The 23,839-nt window shown below is 53.0% G+C and carries 24 protein-coding genes; 1 reads left to right on the top strand and 23 read right to left on the bottom strand.

The window, feature by feature from the left end; genetic code table 11:
* Positions 1-148: 148 nt before the first annotated feature.
* The 11 genes from rnc to NSQ22_RS06180 all read right to left on the bottom strand — a co-directional run bounded on the left by rnc (position 149) and on the right by NSQ22_RS06180 (position 10,634).
* The gene (rnc, locus tag NSQ22_RS06230) at positions 149-889 is read right to left on the bottom strand and encodes a ribonuclease III (RefSeq protein ID WP_008878619.1); all 741 of its coding nucleotides are present in this window, start codon (positions 887-889) and stop codon (positions 149-151) included.
* A gap of 179 nt (positions 890-1,068) precedes the next feature.
* Positions 1,069-1,302, bottom strand: a complete 234-nt coding sequence (locus tag NSQ22_RS06225) for an acyl carrier protein (RefSeq protein WP_008878620.1) — start codon at positions 1,300-1,302, stop codon at positions 1,069-1,071.
* Positions 1,303-1,361: 59 nt separating this feature from the next.
* On the bottom strand, positions 1,362-2,105 hold the full coding sequence (fabG, locus tag NSQ22_RS06220; protein WP_008878621.1) for a 3-oxoacyl-[acyl-carrier-protein] reductase: 744 nt from the start codon (positions 2,103-2,105) through the stop codon (positions 1,362-1,364).
* A complete protein-coding gene (gene fabD, locus NSQ22_RS06215) occupies positions 2,105-3,049 on the bottom strand; it encodes an ACP S-malonyltransferase (protein ID WP_060475738.1) in 945 nt (314 codons plus the stop codon). The genes fabG and fabD overlap by 1 nt, the downstream gene beginning before the upstream one ends.
* 17 nt (positions 3,050-3,066) lie before the next feature.
* Positions 3,067-4,053, bottom strand: a complete 987-nt coding sequence (gene plsX, locus NSQ22_RS06210) for a phosphate acyltransferase PlsX (protein WP_008878623.1) — start codon at positions 4,051-4,053, stop codon at positions 3,067-3,069.
* Positions 4,037-4,633 carry a transcription factor FapR gene (fapR, locus tag NSQ22_RS06205; RefSeq protein WP_008878624.1) on the bottom strand — a complete coding sequence of 199 codons (597 nt, stop codon included), beginning with the start codon at positions 4,631-4,633 and terminating at the stop codon, positions 4,037-4,039. The genes plsX and fapR overlap by 17 nt, the downstream gene beginning before the upstream one ends.
* A 222-nt stretch (positions 4,634-4,855) precedes the next feature.
* Positions 4,856-6,904: an ATP-dependent DNA helicase RecG gene (recG, locus tag NSQ22_RS06200; protein WP_099232874.1), complete on the bottom strand. Its 2,049-nt coding sequence runs from the start codon at positions 6,902-6,904 to the stop codon at positions 4,856-4,858.
* Positions 6,901-7,782, bottom strand: a complete 882-nt coding sequence (gene sdaAA, locus NSQ22_RS06195) for an L-serine ammonia-lyase, iron-sulfur-dependent, subunit alpha (protein WP_029760446.1) — start codon at positions 7,780-7,782, stop codon at positions 6,901-6,903. The genes recG and sdaAA overlap by 4 nt, the downstream gene beginning before the upstream one ends.
* Before the next feature lie 74 nt (positions 7,783-7,856).
* Positions 7,857-8,519 (bottom strand): L-serine ammonia-lyase, iron-sulfur-dependent subunit beta, encoded by a 663-nt coding sequence (gene sdaAB / locus NSQ22_RS06190; protein ID WP_011887118.1) that lies wholly within the window; start codon positions 8,517-8,519, stop codon positions 7,857-7,859.
* Positions 8,520-8,583: 64 nt separating this feature from the next.
* Entirely contained in the window at positions 8,584-10,254 is a 1,671-nt protein-coding gene (locus NSQ22_RS06185; protein WP_060475736.1) for a DAK2 domain-containing protein, read from the bottom strand.
* 17 nt (positions 10,255-10,271) lie between these two features.
* Complete coding sequence (locus NSQ22_RS06180) at positions 10,272-10,634, bottom strand: Asp23/Gls24 family envelope stress response protein (protein WP_008878629.1); 363 nt, start codon at positions 10,632-10,634, stop codon at positions 10,272-10,274.
* A gap of 229 nt (positions 10,635-10,863) precedes the next feature.
* Here NSQ22_RS06180 and rpmB point away from each other — a divergent pair, with 229 nt between their 5' ends.
* Positions 10,864-11,049: a 50S ribosomal protein L28 gene (gene rpmB, locus NSQ22_RS06175; RefSeq protein WP_008878630.1), complete on the top strand. Its 186-nt coding sequence runs from the start codon at positions 10,864-10,866 to the stop codon at positions 11,047-11,049.
* Positions 11,050-11,088: 39 nt separating this feature from the next.
* On the opposite strand, the gene spoVM is transcribed toward rpmB, so the two are convergent.
* The 12 genes from spoVM to coaBC form a co-directional block, all read right to left on the bottom strand.
* Positions 11,089-11,169: a stage V sporulation protein SpoVM gene (spoVM, locus tag NSQ22_RS06170; protein ID WP_035497997.1), complete on the bottom strand. Its 81-nt coding sequence runs from the start codon at positions 11,167-11,169 to the stop codon at positions 11,089-11,091.
* 81 nt (positions 11,170-11,250) lie between these two features.
* Positions 11,251-11,898, bottom strand: coding sequence for a thiamine diphosphokinase (locus tag NSQ22_RS06165; protein WP_008878631.1), 648 nt, complete (start codon positions 11,896-11,898; stop codon positions 11,251-11,253).
* 146 nt (positions 11,899-12,044) lie between these two features.
* On the bottom strand, positions 12,045-12,701 hold the full coding sequence (gene rpe, locus NSQ22_RS06160) for a ribulose-phosphate 3-epimerase (RefSeq protein WP_029760444.1): 657 nt from the start codon (positions 12,699-12,701) through the stop codon (positions 12,045-12,047).
* A 3-nt stretch (positions 12,702-12,704) separates the two neighbouring features.
* Complete coding sequence (rsgA, locus tag NSQ22_RS06155; protein WP_029760443.1) at positions 12,705-13,586, bottom strand: ribosome small subunit-dependent GTPase A; 882 nt, start codon at positions 13,584-13,586, stop codon at positions 12,705-12,707.
* 4 nt (positions 13,587-13,590) lie between these two features.
* Complete coding sequence (pknB, locus tag NSQ22_RS06150; RefSeq protein ID WP_081157112.1) at positions 13,591-15,588, bottom strand: Stk1 family PASTA domain-containing Ser/Thr kinase; 1,998 nt, start codon at positions 15,586-15,588, stop codon at positions 13,591-13,593.
* 5 nt (positions 15,589-15,593) lie between these two features.
* Positions 15,594-16,343, bottom strand: a complete 750-nt coding sequence (locus NSQ22_RS06145) for a Stp1/IreP family PP2C-type Ser/Thr phosphatase (protein WP_008878635.1) — start codon at positions 16,341-16,343, stop codon at positions 15,594-15,596.
* 5 nt (positions 16,344-16,348) lie between these two features.
* The gene (gene rlmN, locus NSQ22_RS06140; RefSeq protein WP_008878636.1) at positions 16,349-17,449 is read right to left on the bottom strand and encodes a 23S rRNA (adenine(2503)-C(2))-methyltransferase RlmN; all 1,101 of its coding nucleotides are present in this window, start codon (positions 17,447-17,449) and stop codon (positions 16,349-16,351) included.
* A gap of 3 nt (positions 17,450-17,452) precedes the next feature.
* On the bottom strand, positions 17,453-18,787 hold the full coding sequence (gene rsmB, locus NSQ22_RS06135; protein WP_029760440.1) for a 16S rRNA (cytosine(967)-C(5))-methyltransferase RsmB: 1,335 nt from the start codon (positions 18,785-18,787) through the stop codon (positions 17,453-17,455).
* Positions 18,774-19,733 (bottom strand): methionyl-tRNA formyltransferase, encoded by a 960-nt coding sequence (fmt, locus tag NSQ22_RS06130; protein ID WP_011887115.1) that lies wholly within the window; start codon positions 19,731-19,733, stop codon positions 18,774-18,776. Before fmt ends, rsmB begins: the two co-directional genes overlap by 14 nt.
* 6 nt (positions 19,734-19,739) lie before the next feature.
* Positions 19,740-20,213, bottom strand: coding sequence for a peptide deformylase (def, locus tag NSQ22_RS06125; protein ID WP_099233553.1), 474 nt, complete (start codon positions 20,211-20,213; stop codon positions 19,740-19,742).
* Positions 20,214-20,229: 16 nt separating this feature from the next.
* Positions 20,230-22,635, bottom strand: a complete 2,406-nt coding sequence (gene priA, locus NSQ22_RS06120; RefSeq protein WP_081157089.1) for a primosomal protein N' — start codon at positions 22,633-22,635, stop codon at positions 20,230-20,232.
* Entirely contained in the window at positions 22,632-23,837 is a 1,206-nt protein-coding gene (coaBC, locus tag NSQ22_RS06115) for a bifunctional phosphopantothenoylcysteine decarboxylase/phosphopantothenate--cysteine ligase CoaBC (RefSeq protein ID WP_087959931.1), read from the bottom strand. Before coaBC ends, priA begins: the two co-directional genes overlap by 4 nt.
* Between the last annotated feature and the right edge of the window lie 2 nt (positions 23,838-23,839).

The following is a 23,839-nucleotide window of genomic DNA, read 5'->3' as shown; positions in this document are numbered from 1 at the left end:
CCTCACCATCTTTCCGCTGTATAATCCATCGGAAACATCCCCATCCGTCGGACTGAACGGCGGACAAGGATGTTCTATCTTTTATCAATATACCATACAAAGGCAGAAAAACGCCGATAGAAAAAGACTGACGTCAAGCGCCAGCCTTTTATTGCTTGTCGGCGGCCCGCAACGTTTCGAGCGCCATTTGCGCCGCATGTTGCTCAGCCTCTTTTTTCGAGCGGCCGACACCGACGCCGAGCTCTTGCCCGTTCAATGCCACACGGGCGACAAATTCTTTATTGTGAGCCGGTCCTTTTTCTTCCAAAATGGCGTATTCAAGCGTTCCGCTGCCATCGCGTTGCACCAATTCTTGCAACTGGCTTTTAAAATCCATCACATGAGAAAAAGCACCTTCGTCAATCTTCGGGAACATCGTTTGTCCTAAAAAACGAAGGACCACGTCCATTCCTTGGTCCAAATAAAGGGCGCCAATAAACGCCTCGAACACGTCGGCGAGCAACGCCGGGCGCGTCCGCCCCCCAGTCAGCTCTTCGCCTTTGCCGAGCAAAACAAGCTCGCCGAACGACAAGGCGTTGGCAAATTTCACAAGCGACGGCTCACAGACAATGGCCGCCCGCAGTTTCGTCAATTGCCCTTCACTCATATGCGGAAACTTTTGAAATAAATATTGGGAAACGGTCAGCTCCAACACGGCGTCGCCTAAAAACTCAAGCCGCTCGTTGTCCTCATGGAACCGCCGCCGATGCTCATTCACATACGATGAATGGGTGAACGCTTGTATCAATAGCTTTTCATTTTGGAAGGTGATGCCGATTTTCTTCTGCAGTTCTTGAAACTTCGCCCGCCTTTTTTCGTAAATGCGCCCTTTATCTCTTTGTTTTGACATAAAAATGCCCTCCGACTTCATTCCAGACAAACTGGCCGTATACTATCTTTTATTATATCCGTTCACTGACCCGCTACGCCAACGAGAACAGTTCACTTTTGCCGCAAGGCTCGCCAAGCGTTCCTTAAAAAGCAGAGAAAGCCCCGTTCGGAGCAACGGGACTTTGCAAAAAAGCGGCATTACAGTTGGCTTTTTATGTAGTTCACAGCATCTCCGACTGTGACGATTTTTTCCGCTTCTTCATCGGAAATTTCCATGTTGAATTCGTCTTCGAGCTCCATAACTAGTTCGACGATGTCGAGCGAGTCGGCGCCCAAATCATCTTTGAACGATGCTTCAAGCGTGACTTGCGATTCGTCAACACCCAAGCGATCGACAATAATTTTCGTTACACGCTCCAATACGTCTGCCATTGCGTTCACCTCCCTTCATGATTATAGTCGATTCGTCAAAAAAATACTAGAGGCGTTTATTACGGCATCACCATGCCGCCATCGACATGAAGCGTCTGGCCTGTCATATAGCCAGCCGCGTCCGAAGCGAGAAACGCGACAACACGGGCCACATCATCCGGCTCGCCGAAGCGGGCGAGCGGAATCTGCTTTAACATTTCTTCTTTCAGCTCCGCGCTGAGCGCTTCCGTCATGTCGGTCGTAATAAATCCCGGCGCGATGGCGTTAACCGTAATGTTCCGGCTGGCCAATTCGCGCGCCGCCGTCTTCGTCAACCCGATGACGCCGGCTTTGGCGGCGACGTAATTCGCCTGGCCAGGGTTTCCAATCACGCCAACGACCGAAGCAACGTTGATGATCCGCCCGTAACGCTGCTTCATCATCGGCCGTGTGACGGCCTTCGTACAAAGAAATACCCCTTTTAAGTTCGTGTTAATCACGGCATCCCATTCTTCTTCTTTCATCCGCATCAATAAATTGTCGCGCGTAATGCCGGCGTTATTAACTAAAATGTCGAGGCGTCCGAATTGATCAAGCACCGTTTTTACCATGCGCTCCACATCCTCGGCGCGGGCGACATCCGCCTGTACGGCGAACGCTTCGCGGCCGAGCGAGCGGATCATGTCGACGACTTCATTCGCCTTTGCTTCACTGCCGGCATAGTTGACGGCAACATTTGCCCCTTGGCGGGCCAACTCAAGAGCGACTGCCCGCCCGATGCCGCGCGATGCTCCAGTGACGAGAGCGATTTTTCCTTCGAGCATCATGATTCTCCTTTCAACGCCGCAACGGTCGCTTCTAAGGAAGCGAGATCGTTTACCGCATAAATGCGGGCGTTGCGGTCAATTTTTTTCACGAGGCCGGACAATACTTTCCCAGGCCCAATTTCCAAAAACGTGTCGACACCAAGCGCCAAAAGCGTGCGTACCGACTGCTCCCAACGCACCGGCGAGTACAGCTGCTCAATGAGCAGGCGAGCGATGTCTTCTTTGTTCATCACCGGTTCAGCAGTCACATTGGCGATAACCGGAATGTCAGCATCGCGGATGACCAAGCCGGAAAGGACTTCTTGCAACTGTTCTGCCGCCGGTTTCATCAGCGCTGAATGGAACGGGCCGCTCACCTCAAGCGGAATGACGCGTTTGGCACCGCGCTCTTTCGCCAGCTGCCCCGCTTTTTCCACCCCCGCTTTCGAACCGGAGATGACGATTTGCCCTGGACAGTTGAAGTTAGCCGGCTCGACCGGATCGCCTTGGGCAGTAATTTCATTCGTCACCGCCTCAAGCACCTCCGCTTCCATCCCTAACACGGCAGCCATCGTGCCTTCACCGGCTGGCACTGCTTCGTCCATCAGCTCGCCGCGGCGGCGCACTGCATAGACAGCGTCGGCAAACGACATCGCACCGGCAGCGACAAGTGCCGTATATTCACCTAAACTATGGCCGGCGACATAATCAGCCTTAAGACCAGCAGCTTTGACAAGCTCCAACAAAGCGATGCTCGCAGTCAAAAGTGCCGGCTGGGCGTTGTATGTCAGCGTCAGCTCCTCTTGCGGCCCATTAAACATGAGCGCTGAAAGCGGAAAGCCGAGCCGTTCGTCGGCCGCTTCGATAACCGCCCGGGCGCGGGCATCATGGTCAGCGGCGTCTTTCGCCATGCCGACCGTTTGAGATCCTTGACCTGGAAATAAAAAGGCGATTTTCCCCATTCCCGTTCCTCCTTGGTTTATGATGTCCGTTCAAGCTCCGCTTTGATCGTGCCGATCACATCATTCGCTACCATTTCGCGCGCCTGGCGGACGGCGTGGAAAATAGCGTTCGCATCAGATGAACCGTGCGCTTTAATGACTGGGGCGTTCAAGCCAAACAGTGCTGCGCCGCCGTATTCGGAGTAGTCCATCATCTTTTTCAGCCCAGAAAGCTTCGGCTTGAGGGCTGCAGCGGCAAGTTTGGCCGTCACACTGCTTGTCAGCGTCTGTTTGAGCAAGGAAAAGAGCGCCATGGCCGTTCCCTCGATCGTTTTTAAGGCAACATTGCCGGAAAAGCCATCAGCAACGACGACATCAGCTACCCCTTGCAACAAGTCGCGCGCTTCAACGTTGCCGATAAAATGAAGATTCGTTTCTTTCAGCAAGGCAAATGCCCGCTTCGTCGTTTCATTCCCTTTCTGGTCTTCTGTGCCGACATTGAGCAAACCGATGCGCGGGTTCGCGATGCCTCGCACTTGTTTGGCGTATACATGACCCATGAGCGCATATTGCTGCAAATGCTCAGGGCGGGCATCAACGTTCGCTCCGACATCTAAAAAGACAAACCCTTTTCCGTCTAACGTCGGCAACGTCGGCGCAAGCGCCGGCCGGTCGATGCCCGCAATCCGCCCGACGACAAACAGCCCGGCAGCCATAAGCGCCCCGGTATTGCCGGCGGAAATGCAGGCGTCCGCACGCCCTTCCCTCACCTCTTCTGCCATGCGCACCATCGACGAATTTTTTTTGCGCCGCACCGCCCGCACCGGCTCATCGGTCGCTTCAATCACTTCATCAGCATGAATGATCGAAATGCGCTCCTCATTCTGCAAGTACGGGCGAATTTTTGCTTCATCGCCAATTAAGGTAATGCGAATATCAGAAAAATGCGCGGCGGCTCTTGCCGCCCCGCGCACGATTTCTTGCGGGGCGTGATCTCCCCCCATAGCGTCAATCGCGATATTCATTGCTGTCGCCATCCTTTTTTTCCATGTTTGAGCGATACATTTCGAACGTTCCTGAAAACACGAGCTCTTGGCCGACATAGCTGTTCACATCAACGACCGTGCGCCCGCTCTTCGTTTTGCCCGTTACTTTCGCCTTCGCCACGACCCGCTCGCCTGCTTTCACTTGGCGCACGAAACGGATCGTCGCCTTCGCCGTCAGTGCCAATTCATCATGAATGACGGCGACAGCGAGCGAATTCGCTTGGGCGAACAAATGATGGCCGCGGGCAATGCGGGTGCGCCGAAAAACGTGTTCTTCTTTGACATCAAAAATCGAAATGGCACTCGCATCTGGCTCGATGTCAATGATATCTCCAATCACTTCTTCAAGCGGCAACGCTCGCACTTTATCAGCGAACGACTGACGGGCGACGTGTTTGATGCGCTCGCGCAGCTCGGGAATCGACAGCTCAAGCCGGTCAAGGCGGATCGTCTGCACGCTGACGGAAAATTTCTCCGCCAACTCTTCGTCAGTCACAAACGGGTTTTCCCGGATCGTCTCCTGCAGCAACCGTTGCCGTTCGCGTTTGCTTTTTCTCATCGATTCGTTACACCGTCCGATTTTATGACTAGGTACTAAAAGTAATATATAATATCAAAAACCGGAATGCAAGCAGAAAAAGTGAAAAGCGTCCACATTTTGCCGAAAACCGTTATTCATGCTTAGTCCGCCGTGAAGCCCAAATCGATGCTCCGAAAAAAAAAGACGCCCATAAAAAACAGAGGGGCGCGCATGCACCCCGACCGCCTCACCGTTCGTCTATCAATCTAGTTTTTCCCCATCAAGCACGCCGGACGCTTCCAGTTCGGCTCGCAACCCGGCGTACGCCTCATCGCGCCAAAACGCAGCGGACGAAACGAGCTTGGCCGCATCGCGGCGGGCGACTTCTAAAATGCGGTAATCATGCACCGGGTCGCCGAATTGGAATTCCGGGAGTCCGCTTTGTTTCGTGCCAAAAAAATCACCCGGTCCGCGCAGCTCTAGGTCTTTCTCCGCAAGCACGAACCCGTCCGTCGTTTCCGTCATAATGTGCATTCGTTCTTTGCCGATTTCCGACTTCGGATCCGCGATTAAAATACAGTACGACTGGGCATCACCGCGCCCGACCCGGCCGCGCAATTGGTGAAGTTGGGCAAGTCCAAATCGCTCAGCATCATAAATGACCATCACTGTCGCGTTCGGAACGTTCACTCCAACTTCAACGACGGTCGTTGAAACGAGTACGTGGATGCGGTTTTCGCTGAACGCTCGCATGACGGCTTCTTTTTCATCGGCCGACAACCGGCCGTGCATGAGGCCGACTTCATATTTTCCACGGTAGTAATAGACGAGCTGACTATGGACATCAATGGCGTTTTGCACATCCAATTTTTCCGACTCTTCAATGAGCGGGCAAATCACATATGCTTGATGACCGCGCCGCAGTTCTTTTTCAATAAAATCAAGCACACGAGCAAACTGGTTATGCTTCACCCAATACGTCTCCACTTTTTTTCGTCCGGCCGGCATTTCATCGAGCACTGAAACATCCATATCGCCAAACGCTGTGATGGCGAGTGTGCGTGGGATGGGCGTCGCCGTCATCATCAACACATCCGGCGCGTGTCCTTTCTCACGCAAAACACGGCGCTGCTCGACGCCGAATCGGTGCTGTTCATCGGTAATGACGAGACCGAGCTGGCGGAACTGCACTCCCTCTTGAATTAAGGCGTGTGTACCGATGACAATATCCACCGTCCCGTCCTCCAATTTCGCAAGCAGCTCTTTGCGCCGTTTTCCTTTCACCGAACTTGTCAACAGCTCGACTGTCACGCCTGTATCAGCAAACAACTCTGCAAGCGAGCGGGCGTGCTGTTCAGCCAAAATTTCCGTCGGCACCATCAGCGCCCCTTGAAACCCGGATAACACGGCGGCATAGAGCGCAACTGCGGCAACAACTGTCTTGCCAGAGCCGACATCTCCTTGCAAAAGCCGGTTCATTTGCCTCGGTGCACGCATATCATCTAAAATTTCCCTGATGACGCGCCGCTGGGCGTTTGTTAACGAAAACGGCAACCCGGAAAGAAACGACGCAAGCTGTTCTTCTGGGAATGAATGGATGATACCGCGCCGTTCGTCGCGCATAACCTTTCTTAGTGCCTGCATTTTCAGCTGATAAAGCAAAAACTCTTCGTAGACGAGCCGGCGCCGCGCCTGATGCAGCTCTTCGCGAGAACGAGGAAAGTGAAGAGCACGAACCGCTTCTTGTTTGTCGATAAGGCGATAAGCGCGGCGCAAGGCAGGCGGCAGCAAGTCAGGAATGTGCATGCCGAACTGGGCGAACGCTGCCTTGATCAACCGGCGCATCGTCTTAACTGTCAGCGGGCTGCGTACCGAATACACCGGCTCAATGCCGGTCGCCTCCGGAGCAGCCCCGAACCGAAGCTCATACGCGTTGATGGTCTGCCGATGCCGATCCCATTTGCCGATTACCGTCACCGTTTCGTTTAAGGTGATTTTCCCCTTCAAATACGGGCGGTTAAAGCAAACGACGGTGATTAAATAGCGGCCAGTCAACAACCGAAAAGAAAGGCGCGACTTTTTTTTTCCGTAATACGTCAGGAGCGGGGCGCTATGCACTTTCCCTTCAACCGTCACCTTTTCCTCATGGCGGACAGCGGCCAAATCTTTTTGTTCGTAATCGTCATACCGGTACGGTGCATAGTTAAGCAACTCGCCGACCGTCGTAATGCCGAGGTCAGCGAGCGCGGCCGCCGTTTCTGCACCGATGCCTTTCACCGCCGTCACTGGTTGCAGCATCGTTTCATTCACTTTGTCGCCGCCGCACCGAAAATACGGGCCGCAATGGCGCGGCCTGCCGGCGTAGCGGCCAGCCCCCCTTGCGCAGTTTCTTTGAGTGCGACTGGCATTGCCGCACCGATACGATACATCGCTTCAATCACTTCGTCGCATGGAATGCGGCTTTTGACGCCAGCTAACGCCATATCAGCGGCGATCATGGCATTCGCCGCTCCCATGGCATTTCGCTTCACACACGGCACTTCAACAAGACCAGCAACGGGGTCACAGACTAATCCAAGCATATTTTTTAACGCGATGGCCATCGCTTCAGCTGCTTGGCTGGGCGTACCGCCGGCCAACTCAACGAGCGCGGCGGCAGCCATGCCGGCCGCTGAACCAACTTCCGCCTGGCAACCGCCGGCAGCGCCGGAAATGGACGCATTATTGGCAACAACATAGCCAAACGCTCCGGCTGTAAACAAAAATTCAATCATTTCTATTCTTGTCGGCTGCAATTTCTCCTTTACCGCGAACAGCGTCCCCGGGACGACACCGGCCGAGCCCGCTGTCGGTGTGGCGCAAATGACACCCATCGATGCGTTCACTTCGTTTGTTGCCATCGCTTTGCTGACGGCGTCCAAAATCGTTTCCCCAGACAAAAATCGCCCCGCTTCAATATAGCGCTGCATTCGCATTGCATCGCCGCCAGTCAACCCAGATCGGGACACAACCCCTTGCAGCCCTCTCTCGACTGCCCGCTCCATCACCTCAAGATGACGATCCATTTGCGCAACAATCTCTTCCCGGCTTCGCCCACTCACTTCTATTTCTTGTCGAATCATTACTTCCGCGATTTTGATTTGCTCTTTTTCAGCTAACTCTACAAGTTCAGCGACATTGCGAAACATTCATTATCCCATCCTTTCTTGACAAAGCACCGCTGCTGTTTCACTTCCATGCCCGTTCGCAACCGCTTTCTTTTTTAATCGACAAGCTTCGTGACCTGAATGATATTTGGTAACTGTTCCAACTCTTGGATAAGATCATCTGACAGCGGCTGGTCGACCTCGATCGTCATCAACGCTTCTTTTCCTTTTTCCTTGCGCGACACTTCCATATGACCGATATTAATCGCATGCTTTGCCAATGTGCTGGCTACTGCTCCAATCGTCCCATATCGATCATTATGCATGATTAGTAGCGCCGGATGATGGCCGGATAACTTCAAGTCAAAGCCATTTAACTCGATAATTTCGATTTTCCCTCCGCCGATGGAAACACCGACAAGCTCGAGTTTTCCTTTATCATCGCCAATCCGCAGACGCGCTGTATTCGGATGATGCGGAATCGCTTCTTCCGTGAAAAAAGATACATCGAGCCCTTCGATGCGAGCAATTTCGAGCGCATTCGGAAGACGGTCATCAAACGTATCAAAACCGAGCAACCCAGCGACGATGGCGACATCGGTGCCATGCCCGCGGTACGTCTCAGCAAACGATCCGTAAAATGAGATGTGCGCCCACTCCGGTTTTCTGCCAAACAGTTTGCGCGCAACAAGACCAATGCGCGCTGCCCCAGCTGTATGCGAACTCGACGGCCCCACCATTACTGGACCGATAATATCAAAGACACTTTTGTATTTCATCGTTGCGACCCCCGTTCGTACAGAAAAAATAGAAGGGAACTCTCCCTTCTATTATCTTAACATATTACTCAACAGAAATGACAAACGGGTATAACGGCTGTTGACCGTTATGTATTTCCACTTCCACTTCATCATGTTCCGTTTCAAGATAAGCAACAATCGTTTCTACTTCCACTTCAGTCGCATCTTCACCGTACAAGATGGTGACGATTTCGCTTTCCTCATCGATAAGCGCATCAAGCAACTGCTTCGTGACCGCGATTTTGTCCTTATCAGCGACGATGATGCGGTCATCAGCCAGCCCCATGTAATCGCCTTTTTGAATCTCGATGCCTTCGATCGTCGTATCGCGCACGGAAACCGTTACTTGCCCCGTTTTCACCCGCGACAGCGCTGCCGTCATCGACTGCTCATTTTGCTCAGCCGATTGCGCTGGATTGAAGGCTAAAAGCGCGGCCATGCCTTGCGGAACCGTTTTCGATGGGATGACAATCACGCGCCGTTCCGAAAGTTCTGCAGCCTGCTTGGCCGCCATCACAACGTTTTTGTTGTTCGGCAGCACAAACACCGTTTCCGCGTTGGCGCTGCGGATGGCATCAGCGATTTCTTCCGTGCTCGGATTCATCGTTTGCCCACCTTCAATCACCGCGTGCGCACCGATGCTTCGAAACAGTTCAGCCACGCCGGCGCCCATCGCCACGGTGACGATACCATATGGCTTTACTTCCTCCACGTCAGCCCGGGACGGAGCTTCCGCCTCTTTGCCGACGATGTTGGCATGCTGTTCGCGCATGTTTTCAATTTTAATATTGATTAGGCTTCCGTAGCGCTGGCCGTAAGTCAATACCTCACCCGGCGTTTCCGAATGGATGTGCACTTTGACTAACTCTTCGTCAGCGACAACAAGCAATGAATCGCCAAACCGGCTTAGCTCGCGACGAAACGTTTCTTCGGAAAACGGATGCCGCGCGAGCTTGTCCTCCTCAAAGCGAACCATAAATTCCGTACAATAGCCAAACTCGATCTCATCGGTGTGAATATGGCTTTGCGCGCTTTGATGGTGCGCCATTTTCACCAAATCATCCATCGACACTTCGGTGCGCGTCGTCGTTATCGTTTCCCCTTTCAAAGCGGCGAGAAACCCTTCGTACACATACACGAGCCCTTGGCCGCCGCTGTCAACAACCCCGACTTCCTTTAGGACAGGCAGCAACTCCGGCGTGCGTTGCAATGCTGCTTTTGCTTTGGCAAGTGCCGCTTCCATTACCGCGACGACATCGCGCTCTTTTTTCGCTACATCAATCGCTTGGCGTGCCGCCTCTTTTGCAACGGTGAGAATCGTCCCTTCGACCGGTTTCATGACCGCCTTGTAGGCCGTGTCGACCCCCGCTTGCAAAGCAGCGGCGAATTCGAAGGCATTCACTTGTTGTTTGCCTTCGACTGCCTTGGCAAACCCGCGGAACAACTGCGACAAAATGACGCCGGAATTACCGCGCGCCCCCATCAACAATCCTTTTGCCAACGCCGCGGCGACATTGCCGATATGGTCGGAGACGTTCGCCTTCACTTCTTTCGCCCCGGACGTCATTGACAAGTTCATATTTGTGCCCGTATCGCCATCTGGAACCGGAAAGACGTTCAGCGCATCGACCGCTTTGGCGTTGTTCGCTAAGTGTGCGGCCCCTTGCTGCACCATATCGGCAAACCGTCTTCCGTCAAGCGTCCTCATTGTCACCGACTAATTCCTCCTTACTACGGATTCGTCACCCGAACCCCTTGAACGTAAATGTTGATTGACTGAACCGCCAACCCGAGCGTTTGGTCGAGCGTATACTTTACTTTTGATTGCACGTTATGGGCGACTTCGGAAATTTTCGTCCCGTAGCTGACGATGATGTACATATCGATATGTACTTCGCCGTTTTCCTCCCGGACGATGACCCCTTTGGAGAAGTTTTCACGGCGCAAAATTTCCGACAACCCATCGCGAATTTGGTTTTTGGACGCCATTCCAACAATGCCGTAGCAATCGACGGCCGCTCCCCCCGCAATCATGGCAATGACTTCATTGGAGATTTCAATGCGCCCATGTTTTGTTTGCCATTCGATCGACATGCTCGTTCCCCCTTTTTCGTATCATCGCACAGCTACTCTTATTGTACTATAATGCTTACCGTTTTCAAAGCGCTCCGGCCACCCACTAGTATTATTTAGCCGAAAACTGAAATATATGTCAAGGATATTTTCTTGAAAGGGAAAAGGCGCGTCTATTGCAATCCCGTCGGTTGTGTGATAAATTATAATAGTGTTTTTAGAGGGATGTTAAAGCAAGGAGGGAAAACGAATGGCAAAATGCTTTGTCACCGGCAAGAAAAAATCGTTCGGCAACACGCGTTCGCACGCTATGAATGCTAACCGCCGCACGTGGAAAGCCAACTTACAAAAAGTGCGCATTTTAGTCGATGGCAAACCGAAACGTGTTTGGGTTTCGGCGCGCGCACTGAAATCCGGGAAAATTAAACGCGTCTAACCATCCAACAAAAAAAGCACCAAAAATGGTGCTTTTTTCTTATCCTTTTCTGAATGCGTTCAACATCGCCCGCACAATCCCACCTAAAAACTTCGGCAGCTTAATGGTATAAAACTTCATCCCGATTCCCTCCTCACACCCATCGTAACGAGCTTCCCATCATTTCCTTATTCAGTATATTCCCGAATTGACCAATCGCAACTACAGGCAGCTGGAGTCGCTGCTCCTTATCATCATTAATATGCCTTCGGAAAACGAAAAAGTACCGGAAGACTGGATAAGTTCGTTACTAATACATAGTGTGGAGCCACGGGAAATATGACAGTTAGTTAACGGATATTTAAATCCGGTGAGCGTGAATTCAGCCACTGTTTCGGAAACCGGGATGTACGATACGTAGCAGTACCGCGCGTCATACATGACCGTATACGTACCAGGCAAATGAACGGTCAACACGTTTTGCCGGTCGACGATTTCAATCGGACGGTCAGCGTATTTCAGCAACAGCTCGACGTTCCCAAACAAATGATCAAGCCGCCCGCCGGTCGCACCGAACAGGCGAATGCAGCGAGCCGTTTGTTCAACCGCCCAATCCAGGGCGATCTCCATATCGGTTTTGTCTTTTTCTGCCGGCCATACGTCAAGGTCTGGAAATGCCTGCTGCAGCTTGACAACGTCCTCGGCCGGCAGCGAATCGAAGTCGCCAAACGCCCGCACCGGCCGAAAACCTGCCTCAAGCAACGTCATTGTACCGCGATCGACGCCGACCCAGCACACATCTTCACCATCATAAAAGCGCAAGTCAGGGAGAAGCTCGCGTGGTCCGCCGCCGACGATATGGATGATCATTCTCTCCCCCCTTTGCCTTTTGCAAGGGCAATGACTGGTTGGTTATGTGCCTTTTTCATCCTGTAAATCGATGTTTGACTGACCATTGCCCTCCTTAGAATGGCAAATGTGAAGTATATTTAGAACGTTGAGCGCCGCCTCTAACGCTATCTGGTGCATACTTCACGGAGAGCGCGAATGGCGGCCGCCCTGTCGGGATTATTGTAAATGGCTGATCCAGCAACAAGCACGTTGGCACCTGCTTCGACGCAAAGCGGCGCCGTTTTCGCGTTGACACCGCCATCCACCTCAATATCGATCTTCTTGTTCTGCTCATTAGCCAGCCGAGCAACCTCGCGGATTTTCGGCACCACAGCCGGAATAAACGCCTGTCCTCCAAACCCTGGGTTGACCGACATCAATAAAACGAGATCAACATCGGCAATTACATGTCGGATCATGTCAACCGGCGTATGCGGGTTTAACACGACTCCTGCTTTGACGCCTTGTTCTTTAATAAAATGGATCGTCCGATGCAAATGCACACACGCCTCGACATGGACGGAAATGAGATCAGCCCCCGCCTCGACAAATGCTGGAATATATCGGTCCGGATCAGTGATCATTAAATGGACGTCCAACGGCAGCTTCGTCACTGGACGAATGGCAGCCACAATCGGCGGACCGAGCGTCAAGTTCGGCACAAAATGTCCGTCCATTACATCAACATGAATCCAGTCGGCCCCACCTTCTTCAACAGAACGAATCTCTTCGGCCAAACGGGCAAAGTCGGCCGATAAAATCGATGGCGCAATCCGAATCATTGTTTAATACCTCGGCTTTCGTTCTTTCATTTCAGCGACAAAACTTAAATAATGGCCATAGCGGTACGGTGCGATGTCCCCGGCCTCCGCCGCTTCGCGCACCGCACATTTTGGTTCAGCGACGTGGAGGCAGCCACGGAACTTGCACCCTTCTCCGTACGCCCGAAATTCTGGAAAGTAATACGGCAACTCATCAAGCTCAATATGGTCAAACTCCAGCGCGCTAAACCCCGGGGTATCGGCAACGAGCCCACCGGCGATCGCAAGCAGCTCGACATGGCGGGTCGTATGTTTACCGCGCCCTAAATGGGTCGAAATATCGCCCGTTTTCAATTGCAAGTCCGGACGGAGAGCGTTGAGCAACGATGACTTGCCGACGCCCGACTGCCCGGCAACGACAGAAACGCGGCCACAAAGGTGCGACATCAGCTCGTCGAGACCTTCTTTTGTCACCGTTGATGTCTCAATCACCTCATAGCCGATGCGCCGGTAATCACGCACATATTGAGCGATCGTCTCTTTCATTCCCCCATCAAGCAAGTCGATTTTGCTAATGACAATGACGGGGGTAATGTTCTTTGATTCGACTAAAACAAGAAAGCGATCTAGCAGCTTGGCGCTGAAATCAGGGCTTACGGCCGAAAAAACTAAAATCGCCTGTTCAACGTTGGCAACCGGCGGCCGCACTAATTCATTTTGGCGTTCACAAATCTCCAAAATATATCCTTCCGCCTCACCCGTCGCTGTAAAGACGACCCGGTCGCCGACAAGCGGCGTCACTTTTTGCTTACGAAACACGCCCCGTCCCCGGCATTGAAACACCTTGCCTTCAGAGAGGACATAATAAAACCCACTTAACGCTTTAATAATTTGCCCTTCTGCCATAGCTTCACTCCTTTTTTCCGCCGTTTTCTGGATACGGAATCGTCCCTTCATCTTTGACGACATTGTTGACAATGACGCGGTAATAGGCCGTCTCCCCGTACGGAATTTCAAACTCGACCGTCTCTGTCACTGACTGTGTTAACTGATATGTTTTATACGGTGTTGTCATATTATGGTTGGCGTCTTGAATGTACAGTTGAGCTTTGACTATTTGCCCCTCTTCCGCCGGTTCATACGGTATTGTGATTTCTTTCACCACCGTTTTTGACGGCTTCGGCTCCGGACCCCGGGAAATAACAACTGTGATCGTCTTTCCTTTTTCCACCTGTTCGCCCGCCGCCGGCGTTTGTGAAATAACAAGCCCTTCCGGCACGTCATCAGAATGCTCATATGTCACCTCAATGCGGAGCCCTTGGTCTTCGACGTAGTCGCGCACACTCTTTTCGGTATAGCCGGTCAAATCTTTGAGCCTCACTTTTTCCGGCCCCAAGCTGACGGTAAAGATGACTTCCGTTTCATCAGGTACGACTTCATCGCCAGCATACGGATATTGATCCAAAATCGTTCCTTCCGGTTTGTCGCTATAGCGGCCGTTGCGCGTGATGCGTGTAAACCCTTCAGCGCGCAGCTCCTTCTCAGCCACCGAAATCTCATCACCAATAAAGCTCGGAAACTCGATTTTCTTCTTTCCGACACTTTTATAAATGATAACGCCAGCCCCTGGCTTCACCGTCATGCCAGCTTCCGGATCAGTGCGCACAACTTTTCCTTCTTCTATTGTATCATCTTCCACATCGATCGTATCCTTAATTTCCAAACCGAGCGCCGATAGCTCTTCAACGGCTTCATCGTACTCTTTATTGGTGACATCGGGTATTGTCACGTCCTTCGGAAAAACAAGATCTGGAATCCAAGTGAGCGCACTCACGCCTACTACACCTAACAACAATAGGGCTGCCGCAAGCCAGGTGATCCACATCCGTTTTCGTTTTGATTTTGGCTTTGGTTTTGGTTTCGGTTTCTGCTTTGGCTCGTCGGCTGTTTTTGCCGATTCGTTCACTTTTTCTTCATCAATGATCGTCTCCTGCTCTAACGCCGCGCTTTCTGGTCGTTTCATAACCGGAATGACTTTCGTCGCCTCATCATCATCAGGGATCGTAAATTTTGCCTCATTGCGCCGCCTTGGGTCAAGCGCTGTCCGGATATCCTCATTCATTTCCTGGGCAGATGGGTAGCGATAAAATGGGTCTTTCGCCATCGCTTTTAAAATAATGTTCTCCACGCTTTGCGGAATCTCCGGATTCCAATCCTTTGGTGATGGCGTTTCCTCCTGCAAATGCTTTAACACAATCGAAACAGCTGATTCTCCAGAAAACGGCAGACGACCGGTGACAAGTTCAAACATGACAACGCCGAGCGAATAAATATCCGACTTTTCAGTGGCAATGCCACCACGAGCCTGTTCCGGTGACAAATAATGAACCGAACCAAGCACCGAATTCGTTTGTGTGATCGTCGTTCCGCTCATCGCCACGGCGATGCCAAAGTCCGTCACTTTCACATTGCCGTCCTCATCGAGCAAAATGTTTTGTGGTTTAATGTCACGGTGGATGATGCCATTCTCATGGGCATGAGCGATCGCTGAGGTCAGCTGATCCATGATGCGGAGTGCTTGTTCGACCGGAAGCGGAGCGTACTGTTGAATGTATTGCTTAAGCGTTGCGCCACGCACATACTCCATGACAATATAATAGACGCCTTCTTCTTCACCAATGTCATAAATGGAGACGATATGCTCATGATTTAAGCTCGTTGCTGCCTGCGCTTCACGGCGAAACCGTTTAATAAACTGTTCATCGTTGGCAAAGTCAAGCCGGAGCACTTTGACAGCGACATCGCGCTCCAAAATGATGTCTCGCGCTAAATAAACGTTCGCCATGCCGCCGCCGCCGATGAGGCTGATGATTTTATAGCGGTCATTCAATCGTTTTCCGATGAGCACGCCGATCACCCACCTTCACGTTCCGATGAAAAATCGATGACCGCCAGCGAAATGTTATCTTCCCCACCCCGCTCGTTCGCTAAATCAATGAGCGCCTCGGCCTTTTCCTCGAGCGTGCCGCCGCTTGTCAAAATATGTACGATGTCCGCTTCTGGCACTTTATTGGACAACCCGTCCGAACATAAAAGAAGCATATCGTCCTCGTCAATCGAGACGGTTTTGACATCAATCTTCACCGCTGGCTCGGTGCCGAGCGCCCGCAAGAGCACATTTTTGCGCGGGTGATGCTCGGCATCTTCCTTGGAAATTTGTCCGCTTTTGACAAGCTCATTGACAAGGGAATGGTCATCGGTCAGCTGCTGGATTCCGTTTTGGTTCAACAAGTAACAGCGGCTGTCGCCGATATGAGCAATTGTGACAAACGAGCTGGTGCAAATCGCAACGACGACCGTCGTCCCCATCCCTTGGCACTCCGGGTGAGAAAGCGCATGGCGAAGCAATCGTTCGTTCGCAACCGCAATATGCGATTTCAACCACTGTTCAGCCTCAGTTGGAGAGGAGAGATGACGCTCTTGCTCCCATTGTTGTTGCAAATATGCGACAGCCATCGCGCTCGCTACATCGCCAGCACGGTGACCACCCATCCCATCAGCGACGACCGCTAAATATTGGCCGCTTTGATTGGCAAATACGCCGCCACTGTCTTCGTTATACTCGCGAATTTGCCCGATATCGGTTCGGAAAACGGCTTGCATCCGATTCACCTCGTCTCTTCTTTTCGCTCCTTCGCGCGAAGCTGTCCGCAGGCGGCATCGATGTCATGTCCGTGTTCGCGGCGAATGGTGACATTAATTCCATGTTTTTTCAACGCCCGTTCAAAGGCGAAAATTTGGTTGCGCGGCGTGCGCACATAGTTGCGTTCCGGCACATAGTTGACCGGAATGAGGTTCACATGGCATTTCAACCCTTTCAGCAGCTCAGCGAGCTGCTCGGCATGCTCAAGCTGGTCATTCACCCCACCAAACAGCCCATATTCAAATGTCACGCGCCGCCCCGTTTTTTCAATGTAATACCGAACCGCCTCCATCAGCTTTGGCAACGGGTACGCCTTATTGATCGGCATGAGCTTCGTCCGCAGCTCGGTCGTCGGCGCATGCAACGAAATGGCGAAATTAATTTGCATCCCTTCATCGGCAAATTGATAAATTTTCGGGATGATGCCGCTCGTAGAAACGGTAATATGGCGAGCGCCGATGTTCAGCCCTTTCGAATGGTTGACAATACGCAAAAACTTGATGAGCGCATCGTAGTTGTCAAACGGCTCACCGATGCCCATCACGACAATGCTGCTGACACGCTCTTCCGTTTCATCGAGTGCCTTTTGCACTTGCACGACTTGAGCGACGATTTCCCCTGCTTCCAAATGGCGCTTCAGCCCACCGAGCGTCGAAGCGCAAAACGTACAACCGATGCGACATCCAACTTGTGTCGTGACGCACACAGAATTGCCGTAGTTATGGCGCATGAGCACCGTCTCGATCGAATAACCATCGTGCAGCTCGAACAAAAATTTGATCGTCCCGTCTTTCGATGTTTGCTTCACGATCGTTTTTAACGTGGTGATCGAAAACGCCGAGGCGAGCTGTTCGCGCAGTCGTTTGGGCAAGTTCGTCATCTCAGCAAAATCGGTAACACGCTTTCCATACAGCCACTCATAAATTTGCGTGGCACGAAACGGTTTTTCACCGTGAGCAACGAGCCATTCCTTCAATTCATCAAGCGTCAGTGAATAAATCGACGGCAACGGTAGCAGCTGCGCTTCGCCGGTGGACCGGCGGGCAGCCGTATTCGTCATTTCCACTTACTACCCCTTCTTTCGTAACCGGGCGATAAAAAACCCGTCGGAATCAAAATAATGCGGCAGCAATTGCAGCATGCCTTTTTGAACATACGGCCGCACCGCATCCGGCAGCCGCTCGACGAGACGGTCGTCGAGCGAAAAATCCGGATGATCGGCCAAAAAGCGGGCGATGGCTTCTTCATTTTCTTCACGCTCGATCGTACACGTGCTGTAGACAAGCGTGCCCCCTTTTTTCAAGAGTGGGGCAGCCGCCCGCAAAATGGCTTGTTGAATCTCAACAAGCGCCGCGACATCATCGTTCCCTTTTGTGTACTTGATCTCCGGTTTGCGGCGGATGACGCCAAACCCGGTGCACGGTGCATCGACTAAAATACGGTCAAACGACTCAGGAGCGAACCGCTCGCCGAGCCGGCGGCTATCAAGGGCGAGCGTCCTGATATTGTCAAGGCCGAGCCTTTGCGCTTGTTGTTCAATGAGCTTCACTTTATGCTCGTGAACATCAACAGCAACCACTTCGCCGCGGCCGTCCATCCGTTCAGCGATATGGGTCGTTTTCCCCCCCGGCGCCGCACAGCAGTCGAGCACCCGTTCCCCTGCCGCCGGGTCGAGAGCGCGGGCGACGAGCATCGAGCTTTCATCTTGGATCGTCAGCCAACCGGAGTGAAATGCCTCCGTATGAGCGAAATTCCCGTTTTCGGCTCGGATGGCCTCCGGAGCAAGAAGACCTCGAACAGCCTTCACTCCTTCGCTGCCAAGCCGCTCAAGCGCTTCCTCCACCGTCGCCCGCATCCGATTGACGCGGGCGGTCGATTGTGGCGGACGCAAATTCGTCTCGCACATGCGCGCCGTCTCCTCAGGACCGTATTGCTCGATCCAGCGACGGACAAGCCATTCCGGATGGCTTGTGGCGACGGCGAGCCGCTTTGCAGAATCGTTAATGGCATCAAGCGACGGCAGCCCCTCGCGGCCAATGGTGCGCAAGACACCGTTCACAAGCGAAGCGATGCCGCGATGGCCGCGCCGTTTGGCGATTTCCACCGCTTCAAAGATGGCGGCGTGATCCGGAACGCGATCTAAATATACCATTTGGTACAGCGTCAGCCGCAGAAGCACGCGCACCCATTGCTCAAGCCGGCGCGCCTTGCGCAAAAACGGTGTCAAATAATAATCGAGCGTATCGCGCCGCTGTATGGTGCCGTACACGATTTCTGTCAGCAACGCCGCATCGCGCCCGTCAAGACGCCCTTTTTGAATGGCGTTGTTCAGTTGCAAATGGCTGTAAGCCCCTTTTTGTTCGATGGCCAACAGCGTGTCTAAAGCAAGTTCACGTACGTTCATTGTTCTCTCCTAGCTTCGTGCCGACCGCAAGCCGGCTGCCAGCACCGCGCAAAAACTCGCTGGCCGCCATTCGCTTTTTGCCGGCCGGCTGCAATTCAGTAATTTTAATGGCCGTCTCACTGCCGGTGGCGACGACGATGCCGTCTTCCTCAAGCGATAAAATCGTGCCTGGCGACGCTAAGCTTGGCGCCGGCACTTTTTCGCCCCACCAGATTTTCCAAACGTTCCCGTCGTATGTCGTATACGTAACCGGCCACGGATGAAAAGCACGGATATGGTTGTAAATCGCCTCACCAGGCTGCGCCCAGTCAATCCGCTCTTGTTCACGCCGGATATTCGGAGCATATGTCGCTTTCTCTTCCTCTTGCGGAATAGGCGCAAGGTTACCTTCCAATAAAAGCGGGAGCGTTTCTGATAATAGTTTAGCCCCGGCAGCGCTCAATTTATCATGCAGTGTGCCGACGGTATCGGTTTCTTCAATCGGCACTTCGACTTGCGTCAACATGTCGCCGGCATCCAACTTTTCCGCCATATACATAATCGTGACACCTGTTTTCGTTTTCCCTTGCCAAATGGCATAATGGATCGGCGCACCGCCGCGCAGCTCGGGAAGAAGCGAGGCGTGAACATTAATGCAGCCATATTTGGGAGCGTCAAGCAGAGCCTTAGGCAAAATTTGTCCAAATGCCGCGGTCACGATCAAGTCAGGCGCAAACGCCAGCACTTGTTCGTATTGTTCCGGTTCACGAATTTTCGTCGGTTGCAATACCGGGATGCCGTGTTTTTGCGCCTCGACCTTAACGGGGGGCGGAACAAGCTCGCGCTTTCGCCCTTTCGGCTTGTCCGGCTGCGTAACAACGGCAACAACCCGATACCCGTCATCAAGCAGCTGCCGTAAAACCGGCACCGCAAAATCAGGCGTTCCCATAAAGACAATGTTCGTCATCAGCATCTACCCTTCCAATTCTTCAAGATCGCAGTAACGGATCACTTTCGATGTAAACAACACGCCGTGCAAGTGATCGATTTCGTGCTGCAAGGCGCGCGCTAAAAAGCCGGTCGCAGAGAGTGTAAACAGACGGTCGCGCCGGTTTTGCGCCCGCACTTTCACATAATTGGCGCGCGGCACTTCGCCAAACAGACCAGGAAAGCTCAAGCAGCCTTCAACATCAATTTGTTCACCGCGCGCTTCGATGATAACTGGATTGATAAGCTCAATCCGGCCATGCTCATCGCCGATATCGACGACAGCAACCTGTTTGGCAATGCCAACTTGCGGGGCGGCCAAGCCAACTCCATCAGCGGCAATCATCGTCTCATACATATCGTCAAGCAACCGGCCGAGCTGGCGGTCAAAGACCGTCACCCGCGCGCACGGTTGTTCCAAAACTGGAGCAGGATAGGTGACAATCGGCAATACAGACAACGTCATTCCTCCATTTTCACATCATCATATACGGGTTCGTATCGACGGTAATCGCCACCCCACCGTGGGTGGCATCCGCTTGATAACGATCGATGACCGCTTTCAGCGCCGCCGTTATGTTCGGTTCCCGTTTGTATTTTATCATGCATTGGTAACGATATCTATCATGAAGGCGAGCGATCGGTGAGGCGACCGGGCCGAGGACGACCGCTTCATTCGACAGTTGTTTGCGCAAATAGGCAGCGATTTTTTCGGCCGCTTTGGCGGCGGCCGGCGCTTCCTCGTGAGCGACGGTAATGAGCGTCAAATAGTAGTATGGCGGATAGCCATGCGCTTTGCGCAGCGTCATCTCCCGTCGGTAAAAGGCGCGATAATCGTGGCGGGCGGCGAGCTCAATGCTGTAGTGATCCGGCGTATACGTCTGGATGACGACTTCACCGGGAAGCTCATGCCGTCCGGCGCGCCCGCTCACTTGCGTCAGCAGCTGAAATGTTTTCTCTGCGGCGCGAAAATCGGGCAGATGAAGCATCGTATCGGCCGCAAGCACACCGACGAGCGTCACGTCAGGAAAATCAAGCCCCTTGGCGATCATTTGCGTGCCGAGCAAAATATCCGCCTCTTTGGCAGCAAAGCGGGAGAGCAACTCTTCATGCGCCCCTTTCCGCCCCGTCGTATCGACATCCATGCGGATGATGCGCGCCTTCGGCAACAGCTTGACCAACTCTTCTTCCACTTTTTGCGTGCCGGTGCCGAAAAAGCGGATATGTTCGCTTCCGCACGATGGACAGCGAGGAACTAGCGGCTCTTCGTAACCGCAATAATGGCATTTCATCCTCTCTCCCGCGCGATGATACGTAAGCGAAATGTCGCAATGCGGGCAACAGATGACATAGCCACAGCCGCGGCACATGACAAACGTCGAATAGCCGCGTCGATTTAAAAACAATACCGCCTGCTCGCCGCGTTCCAGTCGAAGACGCAGCTCATCAAGCAATCGCCGTGAAAACATCGAACGATTGCCGCTGCGCAATTCCTCGCGCATATCGACAATATGGACATCCGGCATGCCGCGATCAGCAATCCGCTCCGGCAGTTCAAGCAGCTCATACACCCCTTTGACGGCACGTGCGAACGTTTCAAGCGATGGAGTGGCGCTGCCGAGCACGACCGGACAGCGGTGGCGGCGGGCGCGGTAAATGGCAACATCCCGCGCATGGTAGCGCGGCATTTCTTCTTGCTTATAGCTCGTCTCATGTTCCTCGTCGATAATGATCATCCCTAAGTCTTCAAACGGGGCAAATACTGCGGAACGCGCACCGACAACAAGCTGTACCTCTTTCCGATGGATTTTCCGCCATTCATCATATTTTTCGCCGACTGACAGCCCGCTGTGGAGCACCGCTACTTTCGGGCCGAACCGGCCTTTAAAGCGCTCGACCATTTGCGGCGTCAGCGAGATTTCCGGCACGAGAACGATCGCCTCTTTCCCTTGGCGCAACACTTCTTCAATCGCCTGCATATACACTTCCGTTTTCCCACTGCCGGTGACGCCGTAAAGCAAAAACGTACGGTGCTCCCTAGCGCGCACCGAAGCGGTAATTGCCGCCAACGCCTTGGTCTGCGCTTGGGTGAGCGTCGGCGGTTCGCTTGGCTGAAACGTACGATGTTCGTACGGATCGCGATAAACTTCAACATCGCTCATCGCAATCAGCCCTTTGCCGACGAGCGCTTTAAGCGGTGCAGAGGAAACACCAAGCGCCGCTTGTAGCTTGGCGACCGGCACCGCTTCCTCTTTTTCAAGCAAAAACGAAAGCACGTCTTTTTGCCTTGCCGGAAGCGCTGCCAGCGCGTCTTTCGCCTGCTCTGCTGGAACAGCAAGAACAACATGCTTCACCGTTTTCTTCCCAGCTTTTTCTTTCACTTCGTAGACCGCTTCAAGCACGCCTTGCTGCACTGCCCTTTGTGCCGCCCGCCATAAGCCGGCCGTCTCGACGTCTTTCCAAGCGACTTCTACTCGGTTGGCAAACAGCGGCTTTAAGTCGTCCGGCAGCATCTCGCGCTTTCGTTCATCCGTTAGGCGGAGCAGCTTTTCATACTTCGCCCGCATCGCCGCCGGCAACATCGCTTGATACGCCGAAATGGCAAAACAGAGCGTCGTTTCCGTTAAATAGCGGCCGAGGTCAAGCAGTTCTTCATTTAATACCGGCACGACATCAAGTACATGTTCAATCGGCTTTAACTGCTTGATCTCAGAGTGATCTTTTACTCCAATGACAAACCCTTGCAGGCGTCGCGCTCCGAACGGCACCGTCACCCGCATTCCCGGCTGGATGATGCCGCGCCAGCGCTCAGGAATCAAATAGTCGAACGGGCGGTCTGTTTGCCGCGTCGGGACATCGACAATGACCGATGCAACCTTCATCGAATCCCCTCGGTATACGCGTGAATTTCTTTTAAAATTTCCTCAGCGGCCTCTCGTTTCGTCATGAGCGGCAACGGACGAGTGGCGCCGTCGCGGCGGAAAATCGTGACGATGTTTGTATCACCGGCAAACCCCGCCCCTTCTTCAGTCACATTGTTGGCAATGACAAGGTCAAGCCGCTTTTCTTCAAGCTTTTTCAACGCATACTGTTCGAGGTTGTCCGTTTCGGCCGCAAATCCGACTAGAATTTGCCTTGTTTTCTGCTCGCCAAGTGTTTTTAAAATGTCGATCGTCCGCTCCATCTCCACAACATAATCGCCGGGCTGCTTTTTAATTTTTTCCGCCGCGACGTATTTCGGCCGATAATCAGCAACTGCCGCTGCCTTAATGACAATGTCCGTTTCCGCAAAGCGAGCCATCACCGCTTCATACATTTCAGCAGCCGACTCAACCGGCACTATCTCGACGCCATCGGGTGCCGCAAGCGCCGTCGGGCCGGAGACAAGCGTCACCGAAGCGCCGAAGCGGGCTGCTGCTTCGGCAATCGCATAGCCCATTTTGCCGCTCGAATAGTTGGAAAAATAGCGAACCGGATCGAGCTTTTCCCGCGTCGGCCCGGCAGTGACAAGGACGTGCTTCCCACAGAACAACGGCGGATCGTCTGCGAAAAAGCGCTCGATATGGGCGATAATTTTTTCCGGTTCCTCCAGCCTCCCTTTGCCGATATAGCCGCACGCCAAATAGCCTTCCGACGGCTCAATGAACCGGTAACCGAACCGGTACAACTGCTCGATATTTGCTCGGACGGCCGGATGCTCGTACATATGAACGTTCATCGCCGGGGCGATCCACACCGGCGCTTTCGTCGCCAAAATCGTCGTCGTCACCATATTGTCGGCGATGCCGGCAGCCAGCTTGGCGATCGTATTGGCTGTCGCCGGGGCAACAAGGACAAGGTCAGCCCAGTCAGCCAAATCGATATGAGCGATAACGGCCGGGTTGTTTTCGGCAAACGTGTCGATATATACTTCTTGGCGCGACAACGCTTGGAACGTAAGCGGAGTAATAAACTGGCACGCCCCTTCGGTCATGATCACTTTCACTTCCGCGCCGCGCTGGGTTAACTGGCTTGTCAACGCCGCCGCCTTATAGGCGGCCACCCCTCCGGTGACGCAGAGCAAAATATGTTTCCCCTTCATCATCT

The organism is Geobacillus sp. FSL K6-3411 (assembly GCF_037965715.1).
GTDB classification, from domain to species: domain Bacteria; phylum Bacillota; class Bacilli; order Bacillales; family Anoxybacillaceae; genus Geobacillus; species Geobacillus thermodenitrificans.
Note: the sequence above shows the minus strand (reverse complement) of the source record. Positions and strands in the feature narration are given on the sequence as shown.

Coding starts and splice junctions, on each gene's coding strand:
- rnc (WP_008878619.1), bottom strand. CDS start 889: ATGTCAAAACAAAGAGATAAAGGGCGCATTTACGAAAAAAGGCGGGCG.
- NSQ22_RS06225 (WP_008878620.1), bottom strand. CDS start 1,302: ATGGCAGACGTATTGGAGCGTGTAACGAAAATTATTGTCGATCGCTTG.
- fabG (WP_008878621.1), bottom strand. CDS start 2,105: ATGCTCGAAGGAAAAATCGCTCTCGTCACTGGAGCATCGCGCGGCATC.
- fabD (WP_060475738.1), bottom strand. CDS start 3,049: ATGGGGAAAATCGCCTTTTTATTTCCAGGTCAAGGATCTCAAACGGTC.
- plsX (WP_008878623.1), bottom strand. CDS start 4,053: ATGAATATCGCGATTGACGCTATGGGGGGAGATCACGCCCCGCAAGAA.
- fapR (WP_008878624.1), bottom strand. CDS start 4,633: ATGAGAAAAAGCAAACGCGAACGGCAACGGTTGCTGCAGGAGACGATC.
- sdaAA (WP_029760446.1), bottom strand. CDS start 7,782: ATGTTTCGCAATGTCGCTGAACTTGTAGAGTTAGCTGAAAAAGAGCAA.
- sdaAB (WP_011887118.1), bottom strand. CDS start 8,519: ATGAAATACAAAAGTGTCTTTGATATTATCGGTCCAGTAATGGTGGGG.
- NSQ22_RS06180 (WP_008878629.1), bottom strand. CDS start 10,634: ATGTCGATCGAATGGCAAACAAAACATGGGCGCATTGAAATCTCCAAT.
- rpmB (WP_008878630.1), top strand. CDS start 10,864: ATGGCAAAATGCTTTGTCACCGGCAAGAAAAAATCGTTCGGCAACACG.
- spoVM (WP_035497997.1), bottom strand. CDS start 11,169: ATGAAGTTTTATACCATTAAGCTGCCGAAGTTTTTAGGTGGGATTGTG.
- NSQ22_RS06165 (WP_008878631.1), bottom strand. CDS start 11,898: ATGATCATCCATATCGTCGGCGGCGGACCACGCGAGCTTCTCCCTGAC.
- rpe (WP_029760444.1), bottom strand. CDS start 12,701: ATGATTCGGATTGCGCCATCGATTTTATCGGCCGACTTTGCCCGTTTG.
- rsgA (WP_029760443.1), bottom strand. CDS start 13,586: ATGGCAGAAGGGCAAATTATTAAAGCGTTAAGTGGGTTTTATTATGTC.
- NSQ22_RS06145 (WP_008878635.1), bottom strand. CDS start 16,343: ATGCAAGCCGTTTTCCGAACCGATATCGGGCAAATTCGCGAGTATAAC.
- rsmB (WP_029760440.1), bottom strand. CDS start 18,787: ATGAACGTACGTGAACTTGCTTTAGACACGCTGTTGGCCATCGAACAA.
- fmt (WP_011887115.1), bottom strand. CDS start 19,733: ATGACGAACATTGTCTTTATGGGAACGCCTGATTTTGCGGTGCCGGTT.
- priA (WP_081157089.1), bottom strand. CDS start 22,635: ATGAAGGTTGCATCGGTCATTGTCGATGTCCCGACGCGGCAAACAGAC.
- coaBC (WP_087959931.1), bottom strand. CDS start 23,837: ATGATGAAGGGGAAACATATTTTGCTCTGCGTCACCGGAGGGGTGGCC.